The 16,777-nt window shown below is 37.4% G+C and carries 14 protein-coding genes; 13 read left to right on the forward strand and 1 reads right to left on the reverse strand.

Features of this window, described 5'->3' with window-relative positions; genetic code table 11:
• From A3854_RS04695 to mnmC, 9 genes are all read left to right on the forward strand, one after another.
• On the forward strand, window positions 1-342 hold a 342-nt coding region (locus tag A3854_RS04695; RefSeq protein ID WP_307781507.1), incomplete at its 5' end, for an FtsX-like permease family protein.
• A complete protein-coding gene (locus tag A3854_RS04700) occupies window positions 339-1,556 on the forward strand; it encodes a murein hydrolase activator EnvC family protein (RefSeq protein WP_072595131.1) in 1,218 nt (405 codons plus the stop codon). The genes A3854_RS04695 and A3854_RS04700, both read left to right, overlap by 4 nt.
• 73 nt (window positions 1,557-1,629) lie before the next feature.
• On the forward strand, window positions 1,630-2,346 hold the full coding sequence (gene pyrH, locus A3854_RS04705; RefSeq protein WP_054196984.1) for a UMP kinase: 717 nt from the start codon (window positions 1,630-1,632) through the stop codon (window positions 2,344-2,346).
• Between the two features lie 18 nt (window positions 2,347-2,364).
• Window positions 2,365-2,580, forward strand: coding sequence for a DNA-directed RNA polymerase subunit omega (locus A3854_RS04710; protein ID WP_084041541.1), 216 nt, complete (start codon window positions 2,365-2,367; stop codon window positions 2,578-2,580).
• Complete coding sequence (locus A3854_RS04715; RefSeq protein WP_084041542.1) at window positions 2,567-4,756, forward strand: RelA/SpoT family protein; 2,190 nt, start codon at window positions 2,567-2,569, stop codon at window positions 4,754-4,756. The genes A3854_RS04710 and A3854_RS04715 overlap by 14 nt, the downstream gene beginning before the upstream one ends.
• A 10-nt stretch (window positions 4,757-4,766) precedes the next feature.
• The gene (gene tyrS / locus A3854_RS04720; RefSeq protein ID WP_084041543.1) at window positions 4,767-5,972 is read left to right on the forward strand and encodes a tyrosine--tRNA ligase; all 1,206 of its coding nucleotides are present in this window, start codon (window positions 4,767-4,769) and stop codon (window positions 5,970-5,972) included.
• Window positions 5,973-7,064 (forward strand): nitronate monooxygenase, encoded by a 1,092-nt coding sequence (locus A3854_RS04725; RefSeq protein WP_084041544.1) that lies wholly within the window; start codon window positions 5,973-5,975, stop codon window positions 7,062-7,064.
• Window positions 7,061-8,503 carry an N-acetylmuramoyl-L-alanine amidase family protein gene (locus tag A3854_RS04730; RefSeq protein ID WP_084041545.1) on the forward strand — a complete coding sequence of 481 codons (1,443 nt, stop codon included), beginning with the start codon at window positions 7,061-7,063 and terminating at the stop codon, window positions 8,501-8,503. Before A3854_RS04725 ends, A3854_RS04730 begins: the two co-directional genes overlap by 4 nt.
• Window positions 8,500-10,368 (forward strand): bifunctional tRNA (5-methylaminomethyl-2-thiouridine)(34)-methyltransferase MnmD/FAD-dependent 5-carboxymethylaminomethyl-2-thiouridine(34) oxidoreductase MnmC, encoded by a 1,869-nt coding sequence (mnmC, locus tag A3854_RS04735; protein ID WP_084041546.1) that lies wholly within the window; start codon window positions 8,500-8,502, stop codon window positions 10,366-10,368. The genes A3854_RS04730 and mnmC overlap by 4 nt, the downstream gene beginning before the upstream one ends.
• 58 nt (window positions 10,369-10,426) lie before the next feature.
• Here mnmC and putP read toward each other — a convergent pair whose 3' ends face one another.
• Window positions 10,427-11,914 (reverse strand): sodium/proline symporter PutP, encoded by a 1,488-nt coding sequence (putP, locus tag A3854_RS04740; RefSeq protein ID WP_084041547.1) that lies wholly within the window; start codon window positions 11,912-11,914, stop codon window positions 10,427-10,429.
• A gap of 150 nt (window positions 11,915-12,064) precedes the next feature.
• Here putP and A3854_RS04745 point away from each other — a divergent pair, with 150 nt between their 5' ends.
• The 4 genes from A3854_RS04745 to A3854_RS10055 all read left to right on the forward strand — a co-directional run bounded on the left by A3854_RS04745 (window position 12,065) and on the right by A3854_RS10055 (window position 16,645).
• The gene (locus A3854_RS04745) at window positions 12,065-12,775 is read left to right on the forward strand and encodes an amino acid ABC transporter permease (protein WP_021091602.1); all 711 of its coding nucleotides are present in this window, start codon (window positions 12,065-12,067) and stop codon (window positions 12,773-12,775) included.
• Window positions 12,768-13,496 (forward strand): amino acid ABC transporter ATP-binding protein, encoded by a 729-nt coding sequence (locus A3854_RS04750; protein ID WP_072595138.1) that lies wholly within the window; start codon window positions 12,768-12,770, stop codon window positions 13,494-13,496. Before A3854_RS04745 ends, A3854_RS04750 begins: the two co-directional genes overlap by 8 nt.
• 11 nt (window positions 13,497-13,507) lie before the next feature.
• The gene (locus A3854_RS04755; protein ID WP_084041548.1) at window positions 13,508-14,281 is read left to right on the forward strand and encodes a basic amino acid ABC transporter substrate-binding protein; all 774 of its coding nucleotides are present in this window, start codon (window positions 13,508-13,510) and stop codon (window positions 14,279-14,281) included.
• A gap of 411 nt (window positions 14,282-14,692) precedes the next feature.
• Window positions 14,693-16,645 carry a methyl-accepting chemotaxis protein gene (locus A3854_RS10055; RefSeq protein ID WP_084041550.1) on the forward strand — a complete coding sequence of 651 codons (1,953 nt, stop codon included), beginning with the start codon at window positions 14,693-14,695 and terminating at the stop codon, window positions 16,643-16,645.
• Window positions 16,646-16,777 lie beyond the last annotated feature (132 nt).

Consider the following 16,777-nt stretch of genomic DNA (forward strand, 5'->3'; position numbering starts at 1 on the left):
GTTGGGCTTATGCTTATGCTAAAGCAGGCTAAAATTTGGCTGTTTGAGCATAGGGAGCGCATTGAGATTATGACGCTTTTTGGAGCACCTTTTTGGCTAAAATCAGCCATGCTCTATAAATCAGCCATGGTCGATAGCCTAGTTGCTACTACTGCAGTCGGTGCATTTTTCTTTTTCTTGCCTAGTATTGAAATTTTTAGAGAAAATGCCGCAAGTATTGATGTAGTTTTGCCTAGCCTTGATCCTTCAAGGGATATTTTTATTTTATTTGGCGTAGCTATGTTTTTAAGCATTTTTGCTGTTAGTTTGGTGATGAGCAAGGCTAGAAAAAGCACGATATGAGAAAAGGAATTTTTACATTTTTGCTAGCTTTTAGCTTAGCCTTTGCGTCAAACACCAAAGAGAAGATCAAAGACTCCAAAAACTCGCTAAGATCGAGTCAGGCGATGAGTGAGCAGCTTAGTAAAAAGCTAGATGATTTGGCTGGTGATATCGTAAATGGCGAGAAAAAACTTCGTGGCATAAGTGGCGATATCACAAATTTAAAGGGTCAAATTTCAGTCCTTGAAACAAATGCTTCAAAGGCACTTATTGAACTTGATGATCTAACGAAACAAAACAAAGAGCTAGAACGCACACAAAAAGAGCTGGAGCAAAATATGATAAGGATCATCGCAGAAGATCTTTCGTTTGATCTTTTGATGTCTGCAACTGAGGGCAAGCAAAGCGAGGAGAGCATCATTTCGTCTCAAATTTTAACCAAGCTAAATACCATCACAAAAGAGGATTTTAAAAGACTTAGCCAGAACTATGAAGATACGATCGAGAAGATAAAAAATAAATCAAACAAAATAAGCGAGATAAACTCAAGCATCAAAAACTATAGACGCAAGCAAAGTGACTTGCAAAATTTAGAAAGTACGCAAAAAAATACTATAAACGGACTAAAGCGTGATAAAGAAATTTACAGCAAAAAGCTAGCCAAGCTTCAAGCCCAACAAGATGAGCTAAGAAAGACGCTAGAGCAGCTTGCTATCATGCAAAAACAAGAAGATGAAGCCGCACGTGCTGCTAGAGAAAAACAAGAAAAAGTAGCCAGTAAGAGTGGTAAAAAAGGCGAAAAAAGCCAGCCAATGAGTGGAGGCTATCAGACAAGCTCAGTCAAAAAATATTCAGGTGCAAAGACAATCGCTCCTCTTGATAGCTACACTGTAAAGCAAAAATTTGGTAACTATGTAGATCCAATATATAACATCAAAATTTTTAACGAGTCAGTCACACTTCGCTCAACCACGCCAGATGCCAAGGTCAAAAGCGTGCTAAATGGCAAAGTGGTCTTTGCAAAAGTAACTCCGATGCTTGAAAATGTAGTCATTATAGAAAACGAAAATGGCATCCACACGATCTACGCTCACCTAAGTCAGATCGCACCGACGGTTAAGGTAGGCTCAGTCGTGCAAAAAGGCTACGTTATAGGCCGAGTTAGAAACGATCTAACCTTTGAAGTGACGCAAAGAAACTACCACATCGATCCACTTGAGATGATCTCAAAATAGCCGCTTTGCAAGTACTATTAACTAAATTTAAAGCCTTTTTGGCTAGAATGCGTGAATTTTAAGGAGCAAGACAATGAGTAAAAGAAAACGCGTATTGGTTAAATTTTCAGGCGAAGCTTTAGCGGGAGAGAATGGTTTTGGCATAGATACGGCGGTGCTTAAATTTATAGCAAATGAGATAAAAGAGCTTGTCGAAAATGGTATCGAGGTTGGCATCGTTATCGGTGGTGGCAACATTATACGCGGTGTGAGTGCCGCAAAAGATGGTATCATCAAACGAACAAGTGGCGATCACATGGGCATGCTAGCAACTGTTATCAACTCAATCGCGATGCGTGAAGCTTTAGAGCGAAGTGGGCTAGAGGTGAGAGTGCAAAGTGCAATCAAAATGGAAGCGATCTGTGAGACTTTCATCGTTGGACGTGCGCAGCGCCATTTGGAAAAAGGCAGAGTTGTTATATTTGCCGCAGGTACTGGCAATCCTTTCTTTACAACTGATACAGCAGCAACTTTAAGAGCTATTGAGATCGGCTCAGATATGATCATAAAAGCTACAAAGGTTGATGGCGTTTATGACAAAGACCCTAAAAAATTCAAAGATGCAAAACTATTAAAATCACTAAACTATGAAAAGGCAATGAGCGATGATATCAAGGTTATGGACGATACTGCCATAGCTTTAGCAAAAGATAACTCACTGCCGATTTTGGTTTGTAACATGTTTAAGGCTGGAAATTTATTAAAAATAATAAATGAAGAAGAAGCAGCCCTATACTCAGTAGTAAAATAAATTTTAAAAAGGATAAATATGAGAACAGAACAAATAACAGCAAGAGCGTTAAAGCAAGTTGGTGATGATAGATATAAACTTTCACTTATCGTAGCAAAGCGCGCAGAAGCACTGGCAAACGGAGCTCAAACTCTTGTTAATGCTGATACTTCAAAGATGAAATTTGCTGACATTGCGCTACTTGAAGTAGCTGAGGGCAAAATAGGCTTAGAGGCAATAGTTGAAGGAAAATAGTCTTTTTTTAGAGCAGCTAATAGAACAAATTTTACCTTGTAAAAATGTTTCAGAAGCTATAACGCTGCTCTTTTCTCTTTGCGAACGAAGCGAGAAATTAGATAAAGCTATAGATAGCTGTGTCACATCTCATGCTGGTCAATATCGCAAAAGTGGCGAGCCATACGCAATCCATCCTATATTGGTAGCATCAATAGTAGCAAATATGGGTGGAGATGAGAGCATGGTCATAGCTGCACTACTTCACGATGTAGTTGAAGATACTGAAGTTACGCTTAGTGAAGTCCAGGCTGAATTTGGCGATGAAGTGGCAAAGCTGGTTGAGGGGCTTACAAAGATAGTTGCTATAAGAGAAAACAAGCTTGCAAGCTCAAGTAGTAACGAAAAACTAGCAAGTTCGGCGCTCACTTTTAGAAAAATGCTTTTAATCTCCATTGAAGATGTTAGAGTTCTTGTGGTTAAGCTTTGTGATAGACTTCATAATATGCTAACCCTTGATGCATTAAAAGTAGAAAAACAAAAACGTATTGCTGAAGAGACGCTTATGGTCTATGCTCCGATCGCTCATAGGCTTGGAATTTCATCGATTAAAAATATACTTGAAGATCTAAGCTTTAAATATGCGATGCCAGAAGAATACGCCAAGATCGATAGCTTTTTAAATAAAAATAAACAGCAGCTTAGCCTTAAGCTAAATGCTTTTTACGAGAAAGTAAATCAAATTTTGCTTGAAAATGGCTTTATTGAGGGCACTTTCGAGATTCAAAAACGTATAAAGCATTACTATTCGATTTATTTAAAAATGCAAAGAAAAGGTATTTCGATTGAAGAGGTGCTTGATTTGCTTGCTATTAGAATTCTTGTGCAAAAACCGCTTGATTGCTATCTTGCGCTTGGAAATTTGCATATAAATTTTAATCCTCTTATTTCGAGATTTAAGGATTATATTGCACTTCCAAAGCAAAATGGCTATCAAACGATACATACAACTATTTTTGATAATAAGAGTATTTTTGAGGCACAAGTTCGTACTTACGATATGCACAAAACCGCCGAATACGGTGTCGCAGCTCACTGGAAATACAAAAATGGCGAGGGCAGTTTACTAAATCCAAAACTTGACTGGCTAAACGACATTGGTATGCAAAACAATGAGGCCGAAAGTAACGTCGAAGAGCTTTATGAATATGCAAAAGATAGTCTTTATATAGAAGATATTGCGGTCTATTCGCCAAAAGGCGAGGTTTTTACGCTTCCGCGCGGGGCCACTGCACTTGATTATGCTTATGAGATTCACACAGAGATCGGACTTTACGCAAAAGAAGCTTATATAAATCGCGTTAGGATGCCACTTTTGACAGAGCTAAAAAACGGCGATATTGTAAGGATCGTAACTGGTGAAGAGGCAAAATTTCGCTGTTCGTGGATAAATAGCGTTCGAACTGGTAAAGCAAGGGCTACGATAAGAACATACTGCAAGCAAAAGATAAAAGATATAAATTATAAAATCGCAGTTGATATTTTAAAGTCAGTTTTTGGCGTTTCTAAAGATAGAATTTTAGACTGGATAGAGCATGAAAATTTAGGTAAAAAAGTCTTTCGTGCCGCAACTGAAAGCGATTTTTTGCAAGAGGTCGTAAATATGCTTAAAAAGTATATAAAAAAAGAGCGTCCTTTTATGATCTCTTTGGGCGATAAATATCAGGTTAAAAAGCAGAAATTTGAAAATATCGTAATCTATTCAAATCATAAAATTTCAAATGTCGAGTTTGACTATTGTTGTAACCCAAAAAGAGGCGATAGCATAGTTGGCTTTAAAAATGGGCACAATGTGACAGTGCATCACAAGCTTTGTGAGCGTGCCGGGAAACTTATGGATAAGGGCAATGAGATCATCTTTGTCAAATGGACTAGAAATGCCCCACATAGATATAAAATTTTATTAAATCTAGAGAACCGAAAAGGTGCGTTGGCTGAATTTTTAACATATCTTGCTAGACTAGATGTAAATTTGGCTACAATCTCGCTAAACGAAGCAAATGACCTTAGCGGTGACACATTTGAGATAAGTGTTGAGATAGCCGAAAATATCGATGCAAACGAGCTAAGAGAGAAGATCAAAGATAGATATAAGATTATAGATTTCGTTTCGCAAAGCGATCCATACCATAACTAGGAGAAAGATAATGCAAGATATAGCTGAAATTTTACAAGAGATAAAACGCGGTGTTGCCGAGATTATTGACTTTGAAAGAGTTGAGAATTTAATAAAAAACTATTATGAAAAAGGTGAAAATTTCTATGTAAAGGCTGGCTTTGATCCAACCGCTCCAGACCTTCACTTAGGACACACAGTCGTTTTAAACAAGATGGCACTTCTTCAAAAGCATGGTGCGATCGTGCAGTTTTTAATAGGCGACTTCACTGCTCAAATAGGCGATCCAACCGGTAAATCAGTAACTAGAAAAAAGCTAGATCAAGAGACAGTTTTAAAAAATGCCAAAACTTATGAAGAGCAAGTTTTTAAAATTTTAGATCCAAAAAAGACCGTGATCATGTTTAACTCAAAATGGTCAAATGAGCTTGGAGCTGCTGGAATGATAGAGCTAACTAGCACATTTTCAGTCGCTAGAATGCTAGAGCGCGACGACTTTGAAAAAAGGATAAAAGCTGGCAGTCCAATTTCAATTTGTGAATTTATGTATCCACTTCTTCAAGGTTATGATAGCGTTGCGATGAAGTGCGACATCGAGATGGGCGGTACGGATCAGAAATTTAACCTTCTAATGGGTAGAACCTTACAGCGAACATATAATGTTGGCAAAGAGCAAGCTGTAATCATGATGCCTCTTCTTGAAGGGCTTGATGGTGTAAATAAGATGAGCAAAAGTCTTGGAAACTACATCGGTGTAACCGAAAATGCAAATGATATGTTTGCAAAAACGCTTAGTATAAGCGATGAGCTAATGTGGCGTTGGTACGAGCTTTTAAGTACAAAAAGCCTTGGCGAGATAGAAAATTTAATGAACGATGTAAAAAACGGCAAGTATCATCCAAAAAAGGCAAAAGAGGACCTTGCGTACGAGATAACAGCAAGGTATCACGGCGAGGAGGCTGCAAAGGCTGCGATGGCTGAGTTTAATAGCGTGCACTCTCAAAATCAGCTCCCAACTGATATAAAAGAATTTAGCCTAAAAGCACCAGTTTGGATCGTGGAAGCTTTATCGCAGTGTGAGCTAAGTGAGTCAAATTCTCAAGCAAGACGCGACATAAAGGCAAATGCGGTTAGCATTAATCAAGAAAAGATCAGTGATGAGCAGTTAAAATTAGAAGCAGGTGAATATATCTTGCAAGTCGGTAAGCGTAAATTTGCAAAAGTAAAGGTTGAATAGATGGAGTTAAAGCCATTAAAAATAGGAAAATATGAGATAAAGTATCCGATATTTCAAGGCGGTATGGGACTTGGCATTAGCTGGGACAAGCTAGCTGGCAATGTCAGCCTAGAAGGCGGCCTTGGGATAATCAGCTCAGTTGGCACAGGATATTATGAAAATCGTAAATTTATAAATAAAGAGCTAAATGCAAAGCCTTTTGGAAGTGAGAATTTCTACTCAACAAGAGGTCTTAGAGCAATTATTGAGAATGCACGAAAAATTTGTGGAGACCTGCCGCTTGGCGTAAATATAATGTACGCTGCAAATGATTACGCAAGAGTGGTAAAAGACGCTTGTGAAGCCGGTATAAACATTATCGTATCAGGTGCTGGACTACCTACGAATTTGCCAGAATTTACACAAAATTTTAAAGAGGTTGCACTAGTTCCTATTATCTCAAGTGCAAAAGCACTAAAGATCATCTGTAAACGTTGGCTACAAAGATATGACCGCTTACCAGATGCTGTCGTGCTTGAGGGGCCACTAAGCGGCGGGCATCAGGGCTTTACTTACGAGCAGTGCCTTGATCCTGAGTTTTCGCTATTTAATCTAATCCCACAAGTAAAAGCTGAGGTAAAAGAGTGGGGCGATTTTCCGCTCATCGCAGCCGGTGGAATTTGGGATAAAAACGACATAGAAAAGGCAATATCACTAGGCGCAGATGGCGTTCAAATGGGTACACGCTTCATCGGCACTCATGAGTGTGACGCAGATATTGGCTTTAAAGAAGTGATACTAGCAGCCGAGGAAAAGGACATAGAGCTTATAAAAAGTCCAGTTGGCTATCCGGCTCGTGGGATTAGAACAAATTTGATAAATTTGGTAGAAAAAAGGATGGGACCAAAGATCCAGTGTATAAGCAACTGCGTGAGCCCTTGCCAAAGGGGCAAAGGGGCTAAAGAGGTTGGATATTGCATCGCTGATAGGCTGTTTGACTCATTTAGCGGTAAAAAAGAGACTGGGTTATTTTTCACGGGAGCAAACGGATATAAGCTAAAAGAGCTAATAAGCGTAAAAGAGCTAATGCACAAGCTGGTACATGGTGAATGAAACGAGCGATAATCCTCTTTTTTATTGTTTGTAATTTTCTTTTTGCTGCGACAAATTCTGAGATATTTGCAAAATTTGATAAAAATTTTGCTAGCTCAAGCAGAAGTGCAAAGATTAAATTTCACAACGATATAAAAGATATTTATGTCGACGCTATCATCAAAAATGACAAAAATATAAAAAAACAAGCACTCACAAGACTCATAACCAGCTCGAAATCGCTTGGTTTTGACTCAAGTGGGTATATAAAAGATCTAAATGCATTAAATGGTGTAAAGAACGCTAGCATGCCTAGTAATGCTGCTTTGACGCTGCTTAGTGCAACCAAGGTAAATGACACTTTAGTGCTTAAGTTTAATACAAAAATTGATACCGCAAAACTAAAAACATCCTTTTTGAAGCAGCAAAATACATATAAAAACATTATGGATATCGATGGTAGATTAAATGGTAATCCGTTAACTTATAAAAATTTCATATCTGATTACATTCATATCTCGCAGTATGATAAAAATACTGTTAGAGTTATTTTTTCTGATAAGGCCCAAAAGACTATAAAAGCAAATGCAACAGGCGATCTGCTTGTAATCAGCGCTCAAAATTTTATCTCAAACGAAAATGTAAAAACACCACTTCATAAAACTAAAAACAAAAATGAAGAAGTGCCACACAAAGAGCCTGAGCCAAATTTAAAGCCACAGTCTACACAAAGTGAGCCAGTGGCGGCACCTTTGCCACCAGTTGTGACTGGTAAATTTTCACGCAACAAAACGATCGTCATCGATCCAGGCCATGGCGGCACTGATCCAGGTGCAGTAAATGGCAAGCTTCAGGAAAAAACTGCGGTTTTAGGTGTAGCCAAAAAGCTTGGCGACATACTAAAAGCGCGTGGTTACAAGGTCTATTTTACCAGGTCAACCGATGTTTTTATAAATTTAAGAACAAGAACAAAATTTGCAAACGATAAGATGGCTGATCTATTTGTTTCCATTCACGCAAATGCCGCTCCAAATGCCACAAAGGCAAAGAGCATGCACGGCATCGAGACATTTTTCTTATCGCCTGCAAGAAGCGAACGTAGTAAAAACGCAGCCGCGCTTGAGAACAAATCAGATATCGAAGAGATGAACTACTTTTCGCAGCAGACGTTTCTAAACGTGCTAAACCGCGAGAAGATCATCGCCTCAAACAAGCTTGGCATCGATATCCAAAAAGAAATTTTAGCAAGTGCTAGAAAGGTCTATGCTGCAAGTGACGGCAGTGTAAGAGAGGCGCCGTTTTGGGTACTCGTAGGCGCTCTTATGCCAGCAGTTCTTGTTGAGATCGGCTATATCACGCATCCAGTCGAGGGTGAAAAGCTCTTTAATGATGCCTATCAAAACGCTCTTGCAAATGGTATTGCAAACGGCATTGACGGATATTTTGCAAAAAATAGATGAAAAATGCAAATTTAAGCTTTAAAGGACAAATTCCATTTAACGAGGAGTTTGGCGATATATATTTCAATACCGACAAACCTTGGCTTGAGAGTGAATTTGTCTTTGCAAGCGCGCTTGATGAAATTTGGCAGAGCAAAGATAGCTTCATCATCGCTGAGACAGGATTTGGTGCCGGGCTAAATTTCTTCACACTTTGTAAGAAATTTAAAAATAGCTCTAAAAAACTTCACTTCGTTAGCATCGAAAAAAGCCCTATTAAAAAAGATGATCTTTTAAAAATTTATGAAAATTTAGGCATTTTTAAAGCTTATGCTAGAAAGCTGGTTTCGCTCTATCCACCGTTAATTTCTGGCATACACCGCATAAATTTCGCGCCAAATATCACCCTTGATCTTTGCTACGGCGAGGCAGATCAAATTTTGCCTGAGCTTGATTTTAGCGCTGATATCTGGTTTTTAGACGGCTTTGCCCCAAGCAAAAATGGCTCGATCTGGAGCGAAGAAATTTTTAGACAGATCGCAAGACTAAGCAAGGTTGGCACGATTGCTAGAACCTACTCGTGTGCAAAAATAGTAAAAGACGGGCTAAAGGGCGCTGGCTTTTTGCTAAGCCTAAAAGAGGGTTATGCTAGAAAACGACAGATGAGTAGCGCCGTGCTAGAGAAAAAGGATGAAAATTTAAAGGATGCTTGGTTTGCGAGATGCGAACCAGTTACTAGTGCAAATGGCAAAACAGCGCTTATCATAGGAGCTGGCGTGGCTGGACTTGCAACAGCTGGTGAGCTAGCCAAAAATGGCTTTAAGGTTGTGATCGCCGAGGCAAATGGCGAAGTGGCTACAAATGGCTCAGGTAATCACTGTGGTGCTTTGATGCCACTAGTTACAAAGCCCAGGGTAAATTTAGGCCGCATGCACTTAAACGCATTTTTGCAAGCAGTGAGATTTTACAAGGCAACTTTGCCAAAAAGCCTTATCAAATTTAATGGCTGCATCGACTACGCATTTGACGATGAGCTCACTAAAAGATATGGCTCGTGGCAAACTCAAGGGGTAGAGGATATTTTTAAATTTGACGAGAGTTTAAAGCCATACCCTGGGATATTTATAAAAGAGGCGGCTTATGCTAGGCCAAGAGAAATTTGTAAATTTCTATCAAGTAACTTTGAAATTTTATTTAACCATGAGTACGAGAGCAGAGAGTACCTTCAAAATGGCAAGATAAGCGTTAAATTTAAAAACGGCAAAAGCTTGGAGGCTGACATCTTGGTCTTTTGCACTGGCAGTAAGAGCAGTGAAATTTTTAAGGACTACGACATGCAAATAAGCAGTGTCCGAGGCCAAGTCACGCACCTAAAACCAGTGCTAAAAAATGCCATGCCGCTAAGCGCAAAAGGCTACATCTGCCCAGCCGTCAAAGGTGTGCAAGTTATCGGCGCTACTTATGCCAGAAATGAAATTTGCGATACGGCTAAAGTTGAGGATAACGCTAAAAATTTAAGCGATGTAAGCGAGTTTTTTGACATCAAAAAAGCAACAATTATCGGTACAAAAGTAGGCTACCGAAGTTATAGTGGAGACAGGTTTCCGATAATTGGCGCTTTGCATGACGAAGAATTTTATAAGCAAAACTACAAAGGGCTATTTTGGAGCAAAAATAAAGATAACAATCCAAAAGCAAGCTACGAAAAAAATATCTTTGTAAATTTTGCTCACGGCTCGCGAGGTCTTTGCACAGCGATACTTGGAGCAAATTTGATAGCCGATCTTGTGCTTGATCGCCCACTTTGCATAGAAAGATCGCTATTTCATGAACTTCATCCAGCTAGATTTTTGATAAGAAAACTAAAAAAGGGATTAAAATTTTAAGAAGGAATTAGCAGAAATTCCTAGCACAAGATACTAGGAATTTCTTATAAGATAAGGCTTAAAGCCTTGTTTTCATCTTTTCAAATTCATCTTTTATGACTTGCTCGTGAGGTTCGCTCGTCATTTTATTTATCGCATCTCCCCAGATACTTACGCTAATGATCGCTATACAAGAAGCTATGATGCCAGGTAAAATTTCATAAACATAAGCGTTTAGCCCTGAAGTGATCCAAAATATTACGGTTGCGCCTCCAGCTATCATACCAGCTAATGCTCCAAGTGCACTCATGCGCTTCCAGTAAAGGCTAAAAAGCAGCACTGGTCCAAAGCTCGCACCAAATCCTGCCCAAGCGTTGCCAACGACATTTAGAACATTATCTGTTGAGATAAAAGCAAGTACAGTAGCAACTATGGCTACTACTACGACAGCATAGCGACTGATCGCTGTTTGTGTATTTTGACTAATCTCTTTTTTATAGAATGCAAAGATAAAGTCCTTTGTTACCGAGCTAGATGTAACTAAAAGCTGACTTGAGATGGTACTCATTATCGCTGAAAGCACAGCTGAGATGATAATGCCTATAAAAAATGGTGGGAAAAGTAGCTCACCAAGCTTTAAAAACACCGTTTCAGGATCACTAAGACCGCCTCTTTGACTAAAGTAGACAAAGCCGATAAGTCCGCTCATAATCGCACCTAGTAGGCCGATCGTCATCCAGCCAATGCCGATCCTTCTTGCTTTAGCAAGCTCTTTTGAGTCGCGTATCGCCATAAATCTAACAATGATGTGTGGCTGACCAAAATAGCCAAATCCCCAAGCCATAAGTCCTAAAATTCCCCAAAAAGTTTGATCTCTAAATGGGTTTAGGTGATTTGCATCAAGCTTGCTTATCTCTTTTAGTAAATTTGTATCACTTGGCAAGTCTAAATTTAGATATGCTACGACTGGGATCGAGACTAGGACACAAAACATCAAAAGCCCCTGAAATGCGTCAGTTATACTAACTGCTTTAAATCCACCAAAAAATGTGTAAAAGACCACGATAACAAGTGTAAAGACCGCTCCGTAGGCAAATTTTAAACCAAAAAAGCTCTCAAACGTCTTTCCGCCAGCGATGATGCCGCTACTTACATAAAGCGTGAAAAAGATTAAAATGATAAGACCAGAGATGATTCTTAAAATTTTAGTCCTATCTTTAAAGCGATTTTCTAAAAAGTCTGGTATTGTGATGCTATCACTCGCAACTTCAGTATAAATTCTAAGCCTCTTTGCTAAAAATAGATAGTTGCAGTAAGCTCCAATGATAAGACCGATTATCATCCACACATTTGCTATACCAGTTGCGTATAAGGCTCCGGGCACGCCAAGTAGCATCCAACCACTCATATCAGAAGCACCAGCACTAAGTGCAGTAACTACTGGACCCATTCGACGGTTATCTAGCAGATACTCGTTCATACTTGCATTTCTATCGTAGAAATATCGTCCGATAAAGAGCAAAAAGCCAAAATAGATGGCGATGGCTAAATAAGACCCAAAGCTCATAAATTTCCTTTCAAATTAAGATAAATGGCTTATGTTAATATAAATTTTTTTAAATTACAACATTCAGCGCCGATCCTTAAACGCTTTTAAGCAAAATGATATAAATTTTTTCGTATTATTTAAAGCCATATTTTAAAGAGAAGGACGAAGTTGAAGGCTCAAAATTTAGCTAAATTTCTATTTTTTATAATAATCGTCTCACTTGGAGCATATTTTTTCTATCCAAGAGATCTTAGTGAGGCTCAAGAGATCGCTTATATCAAAAGTTATGGAGTGACTTTAGGACTAACGATAGGTGGTATTGCCATAGGCATAACGCTTGGATTTACCTTGGCGTTTATTAAATTTTTAAATATTAAAGTCTTAAACTTTATAATTGATGAGTATATCGATATCTTACGTGGAACACCTGTAATACTTCAACTTCTTATTTTTTCAGTTGTCATTTTTGCAACATGGAGTGATAATTTTTATGTAGCTCTCATCGCACTTGGACTAAATAGCTCTGCTTATGTGGCCGAGATCGTGCGAAGTGGCATAAACAGCGTGGATAAAGGGCAAATGGAAGCGGCTCGTGCGATGGGACTAAACTACTACGTTTCGATGCGCGAGATAGTCTTTCCGCAAGCTACTAAAAATATCTTACCAGCTCTTGCGAATGAGTTTATATCGTTATTTAAAGAGACATCAGTCGTGGGCTATATAAGTGTAGTTGATATCACGATGCAAAGTAAGAGCTTGCAAGCGGTCTTTTATAGTCCAGAGCCAGTCATTTTTACAGGCATTGTCTATTATGTAAGTGTTAAATTTTTTACACTTTTGACAAAACTACTTGAGAGGAGATTAAACCGCCATGATTGAGATTAAAAATTTAAACAAAAGTTATGGCGATTTGCGAGTTTTAAATGATATTAGCGTAGATATAAAAAAGGGTGAAGTTATAGCGATAATTGGTCCAAGTGGTGGCGGTAAAAGTACGTTTTTACGTTGTATAAACCGCCTTGAGGAGCCAGATAGCGGGCACATAAAGATAAATGGTGAAGATATTTTAGATAAAAAATCAGACATAAATAAAATTCGCCAAAAAGTGAGCATGGTTTTTCAGCACTTTAATCTTTTTGCAAATAAAAATGTCTTGCAAAATTTAACTCTAGCCCCGATAAAAGCGGGAATTTTAGATAAAGCAAGTGCAGAAAAAAGAGCTGATGAGTTGCTAAAAAGTGTTGGGCTAAGTGATAAGAAATTTGCCTATCCGCATAAGCTTTCAGGCGGACAGAAGCAACGTATCGCGATCGCTAGAAGCCTAGCGATGGAGCCAGAAGTGATACTTTTTGATGAGCCGACAAGTGCGCTTGATCCTGAGATGATCGGAGAGGTGCTTGATATCATGAAAGATGTTGCCGCAAGGGGTATAACGATGCTTGTGGTGACCCATGAGATGGGCTTTGCGAGAAACGTGGCAAATAGAATTTTCTTTATGGATAAAGGCAAAATCGCAGTTGATGACACACCAAAAAATGTTTTTACAAATCCACAACATGAGCGTTTAAAAGAGTTTTTAGGCAAAATTTTAAATCATTAAAGGAGTAGAAAATGAGTAAAATTTTAAAATTTTTGATGGCAAGCTTGGTTTTATTTTTACTAGGTTGTGGCGATGATGCTAATAAAAAAAATTCAGTAAATAATGCCGAAGAAGCTAGTAAAAATGTAGTTTATAAAGTTGGCTCGAGCGCTGATTATCCACCTTTTGAATATCTTGATGAAAACAATAAAATTGTTGGCTTTGAGATAGATTTATTAAATGAGATCACCAAAAAAACTGGAATAAAATTTGATGTTGCAAATATGAGCTTTGATGGACTGATATCAGCATTAAAAACAGGTAAAATTGATATTGCCATAAGCGGAATGAGTGCAACTGATGAGAGAAGAAAATCGGTTGATTTCACTAAGCCATATTATTTTTCAGAGAATTTATTTATCCGCAAAAAAGGCTCAGATGTAAATAAAGACAACCTTAAGGATAAGAAAATTTCAGCTCAAGTTGGCACACTTCAAGAAGAAGCAGCCAAAAGCATAACCACTAAATCGATACCTGCTGAAAATGTAGCAGCTGCTATCATGTCACTAAACGCTGGCAAAATCGACGTTGTGCTAACTGATAGTCCGATAGGGGTTGAATATTTAAAACAAAATCCAGATTTGGAAGAATTTTTAAGAGTTCCTGATGGCACGGAAGGATTTGCAATGGCGTTTGATAAAGGCAAACATACTGAGCTTATCAAGAAGATAGATGCAGCGATCGATGAGCTACAAAAATCTGGCGAATTTGACAAAATGCTAGATAAATATGGATTAAAGAAATAAATCTAAATACAAAATTTGCAGAGAAACAGGAATTCTCTGCAAAAACTCACTTTTTTCTAATTTTTAAAATTTAACATCTTTTAAAAGTAAAATTAATAAAATGACTTAATTATTTTCAAGGAGAAAAAATGAAGCTTCTCAGGATGAGAACGGCATTTATTTTAAATGTGCTATTTTCTATTTGCATGTATCACAATTTTGTTAAAAAATTCTACACTAGCATAGATAAAGAGAAAAAATTCCTACTATTTAGTAAAGTCAAATATAAAATAAAATTTTACATAAATAGACTAATCAATATTTTTTATAAAAACAACCAAAAGCATTTTTTGGTTGATAAATTTTAAGTATTAAAGTCGTATGACTTTATTTTTTGAAGCAGATATTTAAGAAAAACCAAAAGGAGAGAAAATGAATAATCTAGGTATTAAATCTAAGATTATGGCGATAGTTATCGTCAGTCTTATTGGCCTTGGTATCATGAGTGCATACATGCTAAATGGTATCTTAAAAACTCGCTCAAAAGCAGAGTTTAGTGAGAAAATCGTGGATACAATAATAAATCAAAATAATTTTATCCATGAGATGCAAAAAGAACGCGGATTTAGCTCAGGTGTGTTAGCAGGAGGGGATAATAAAAATTTATTAGAGCAGCGTAAAAAAGTAGATGCTGCACTTGATAAGCTTGAGGAGAAAAATGAAATAGCTTCAGAGATAAATAGTATCCGCTCAAATGTAGATCAAAAAAGTGGCAATGATCTAATTAGCCGTATAACAAAAATTTTAAGAAAAGAGGTTATTGCTATAAATGGATATAGTGATAAGCTCGAGCCTAGCTTGGTAGATGATCTAAAGCGTATCATTATTGTTGGTGAGATAAAAGAGTCTTTTGGTATTTTGCGTGCTACTTTAAATGGGGTTTTTACTAAAAAGAGCATAAGCAAAGAGGACTACAATAAAGTAGTTGCACTAAATAGCGTTATAAATAAATTTATGCAGGATTTTGACGATTACAACCCAAAAGAATTTAGTGACGAATTTGATGCTATCGCTAGAAAAAAGGCTGATTTTATAGATGCGATGAATATTATTAAAAATGTAGTTGCCACTGAAGATGTATCTTATGATGCAGCAAGTTGGTTTTCAAAGATAAGCATTTCAATAGATGCGATGAGAGAGCTTGAACTTAAACTACTTGATAATATGCAAAAAGATGCAAGACGTATTAAGGGTGATGCAAATACCGAACTTATTATAAGTTCTATTGTGATTGCGATTTGTATTTTGCTTATGTTGCTAGTATCTACATTAATAGGTAAAAACCTGATCTCTGGTATAGATCAGACTAAAAATGGCTTAGTTAGATTTTTTGACTTCTTAAATTATAAATCTAATAAGGCTGAATTTTTAGATCGTAGTGGTAGCGACGAGATCGGACAGATGAGTGCACTGATAAATGAGAATATCAAACAAATCGAGGCAAATTTATCTGAACAAAATAATTTCATTAAAGAAGCAAATACTTTTGTAAATCAAATCGGCAAAGGTAACTACGTAGCTCAGCTTAACGCAGATACTTCAAATCCTGCACTTAGCCAGCTAAAACAAACTTTCAAAGACTTACAAATCGCACTTAAACATGCTATTGCGGAAAATGGCGATGATGTGTTAAATCTACTAGAAAGCTTTAAAAAACAAGACTTTACTAAAAGGCTTGAAGATGATGGCAAAATGGCGGTTGGTATAAACGCTCTTGGTGAAGAGATAGCCAAGATGTTAAGAGCAAATTTAGATCAAGCTCATGTGTTAGAAGAAAAGGCTGAGGCTTTAAGTCAGTCAATGAAAGAACTAACTCAAGGCGCAAATGTACAAGCAAACTCACTTCAGGAGTCTGCTGCCGCAGTAGAGCAAATGTCAAGCTCAATGAATGCAATATCTCAAAAAACATCTGATGTTATTAGACAAAGTGATGAGATCAAAAACATCATAACTATTATTAGAGATATAGCTGATCAAACAAATTTACTAGCTCTTAATGCTGCGATCGAGGCAGCACGTGCAGGAGAACATGGTAGAGGCTTTGCGGTTGTTGCAGATGAGGTTAGAAAACTAGCTGAAAGAACTCAAAAATCTCTAACAGAGATCGAAGCAAATACAAACGTACTAGCTCAATCAATCAATGAAATGAGTGAATCTATAAAAGAGCAAAGTGAAGGAATCAATATGATAAATCAATCAGTTGCTCAAATAGACACACTTACAAAAGAGAATGTAGTAATTGTCAATAAAGCAAATGAAGTAACATCTGATGTTGACGACATGGCTAAGGCGATAGTAAACGAAGTTAGAAAAAATAAATTTTAATCTTTGACTTACTCTTAGAGCTCTTACTATTCTATCCCTTAAAATAATTAAGGGATAGAACTTATCTATAAAAATTTATATGCTACTTTGCTATACGATTATTTATAGCATTTTTCTTTTATCGTAAATTTA

Origin of the sequence: Campylobacter concisus (assembly GCF_002092845.1) — a bacterium.
GTDB lineage: Bacteria > Campylobacterota > Campylobacteria > Campylobacterales > Campylobacteraceae > Campylobacter_A > Campylobacter_A concisus_AQ.

Excerpts from the sequence above, each read along its gene's own strand:
- A3854_RS04700 (WP_072595131.1), top strand. The coding sequence starts at position 339 with ATGAGAAAAGGAATTTTTACATTTTTGCTAGCTTTTAGCTTAGCCTTT.
- pyrH (WP_054196984.1), top strand. The coding sequence starts at position 1,630 with ATGAGTAAAAGAAAACGCGTATTGGTTAAATTTTCAGGCGAAGCTTTA.
- A3854_RS04710 (WP_084041541.1), top strand. The coding sequence starts at position 2,365 with ATGAGAACAGAACAAATAACAGCAAGAGCGTTAAAGCAAGTTGGTGAT.
- tyrS (WP_084041543.1), top strand. The coding sequence starts at position 4,767 with ATGCAAGATATAGCTGAAATTTTACAAGAGATAAAACGCGGTGTTGCC.
- A3854_RS04725 (WP_084041544.1), top strand. The coding sequence starts at position 5,973 with ATGGAGTTAAAGCCATTAAAAATAGGAAAATATGAGATAAAGTATCCG.
- A3854_RS04730 (WP_084041545.1), top strand. The coding sequence starts at position 7,061 with ATGAAACGAGCGATAATCCTCTTTTTTATTGTTTGTAATTTTCTTTTT.
- mnmC (WP_084041546.1), top strand. The coding sequence starts at position 8,500 with ATGAAAAATGCAAATTTAAGCTTTAAAGGACAAATTCCATTTAACGAG.
- putP (WP_084041547.1), bottom strand. The coding sequence starts at position 11,914 with ATGAGCTTTGGGTCTTATTTAGCCATCGCCATCTATTTTGGCTTTTTG.
- A3854_RS04750 (WP_072595138.1), top strand. The coding sequence starts at position 12,768 with ATGATTGAGATTAAAAATTTAAACAAAAGTTATGGCGATTTGCGAGTT.
- A3854_RS04755 (WP_084041548.1), top strand. The coding sequence starts at position 13,508 with ATGAGTAAAATTTTAAAATTTTTGATGGCAAGCTTGGTTTTATTTTTA.
- A3854_RS10055 (WP_084041550.1), top strand. The coding sequence starts at position 14,693 with ATGAATAATCTAGGTATTAAATCTAAGATTATGGCGATAGTTATCGTC.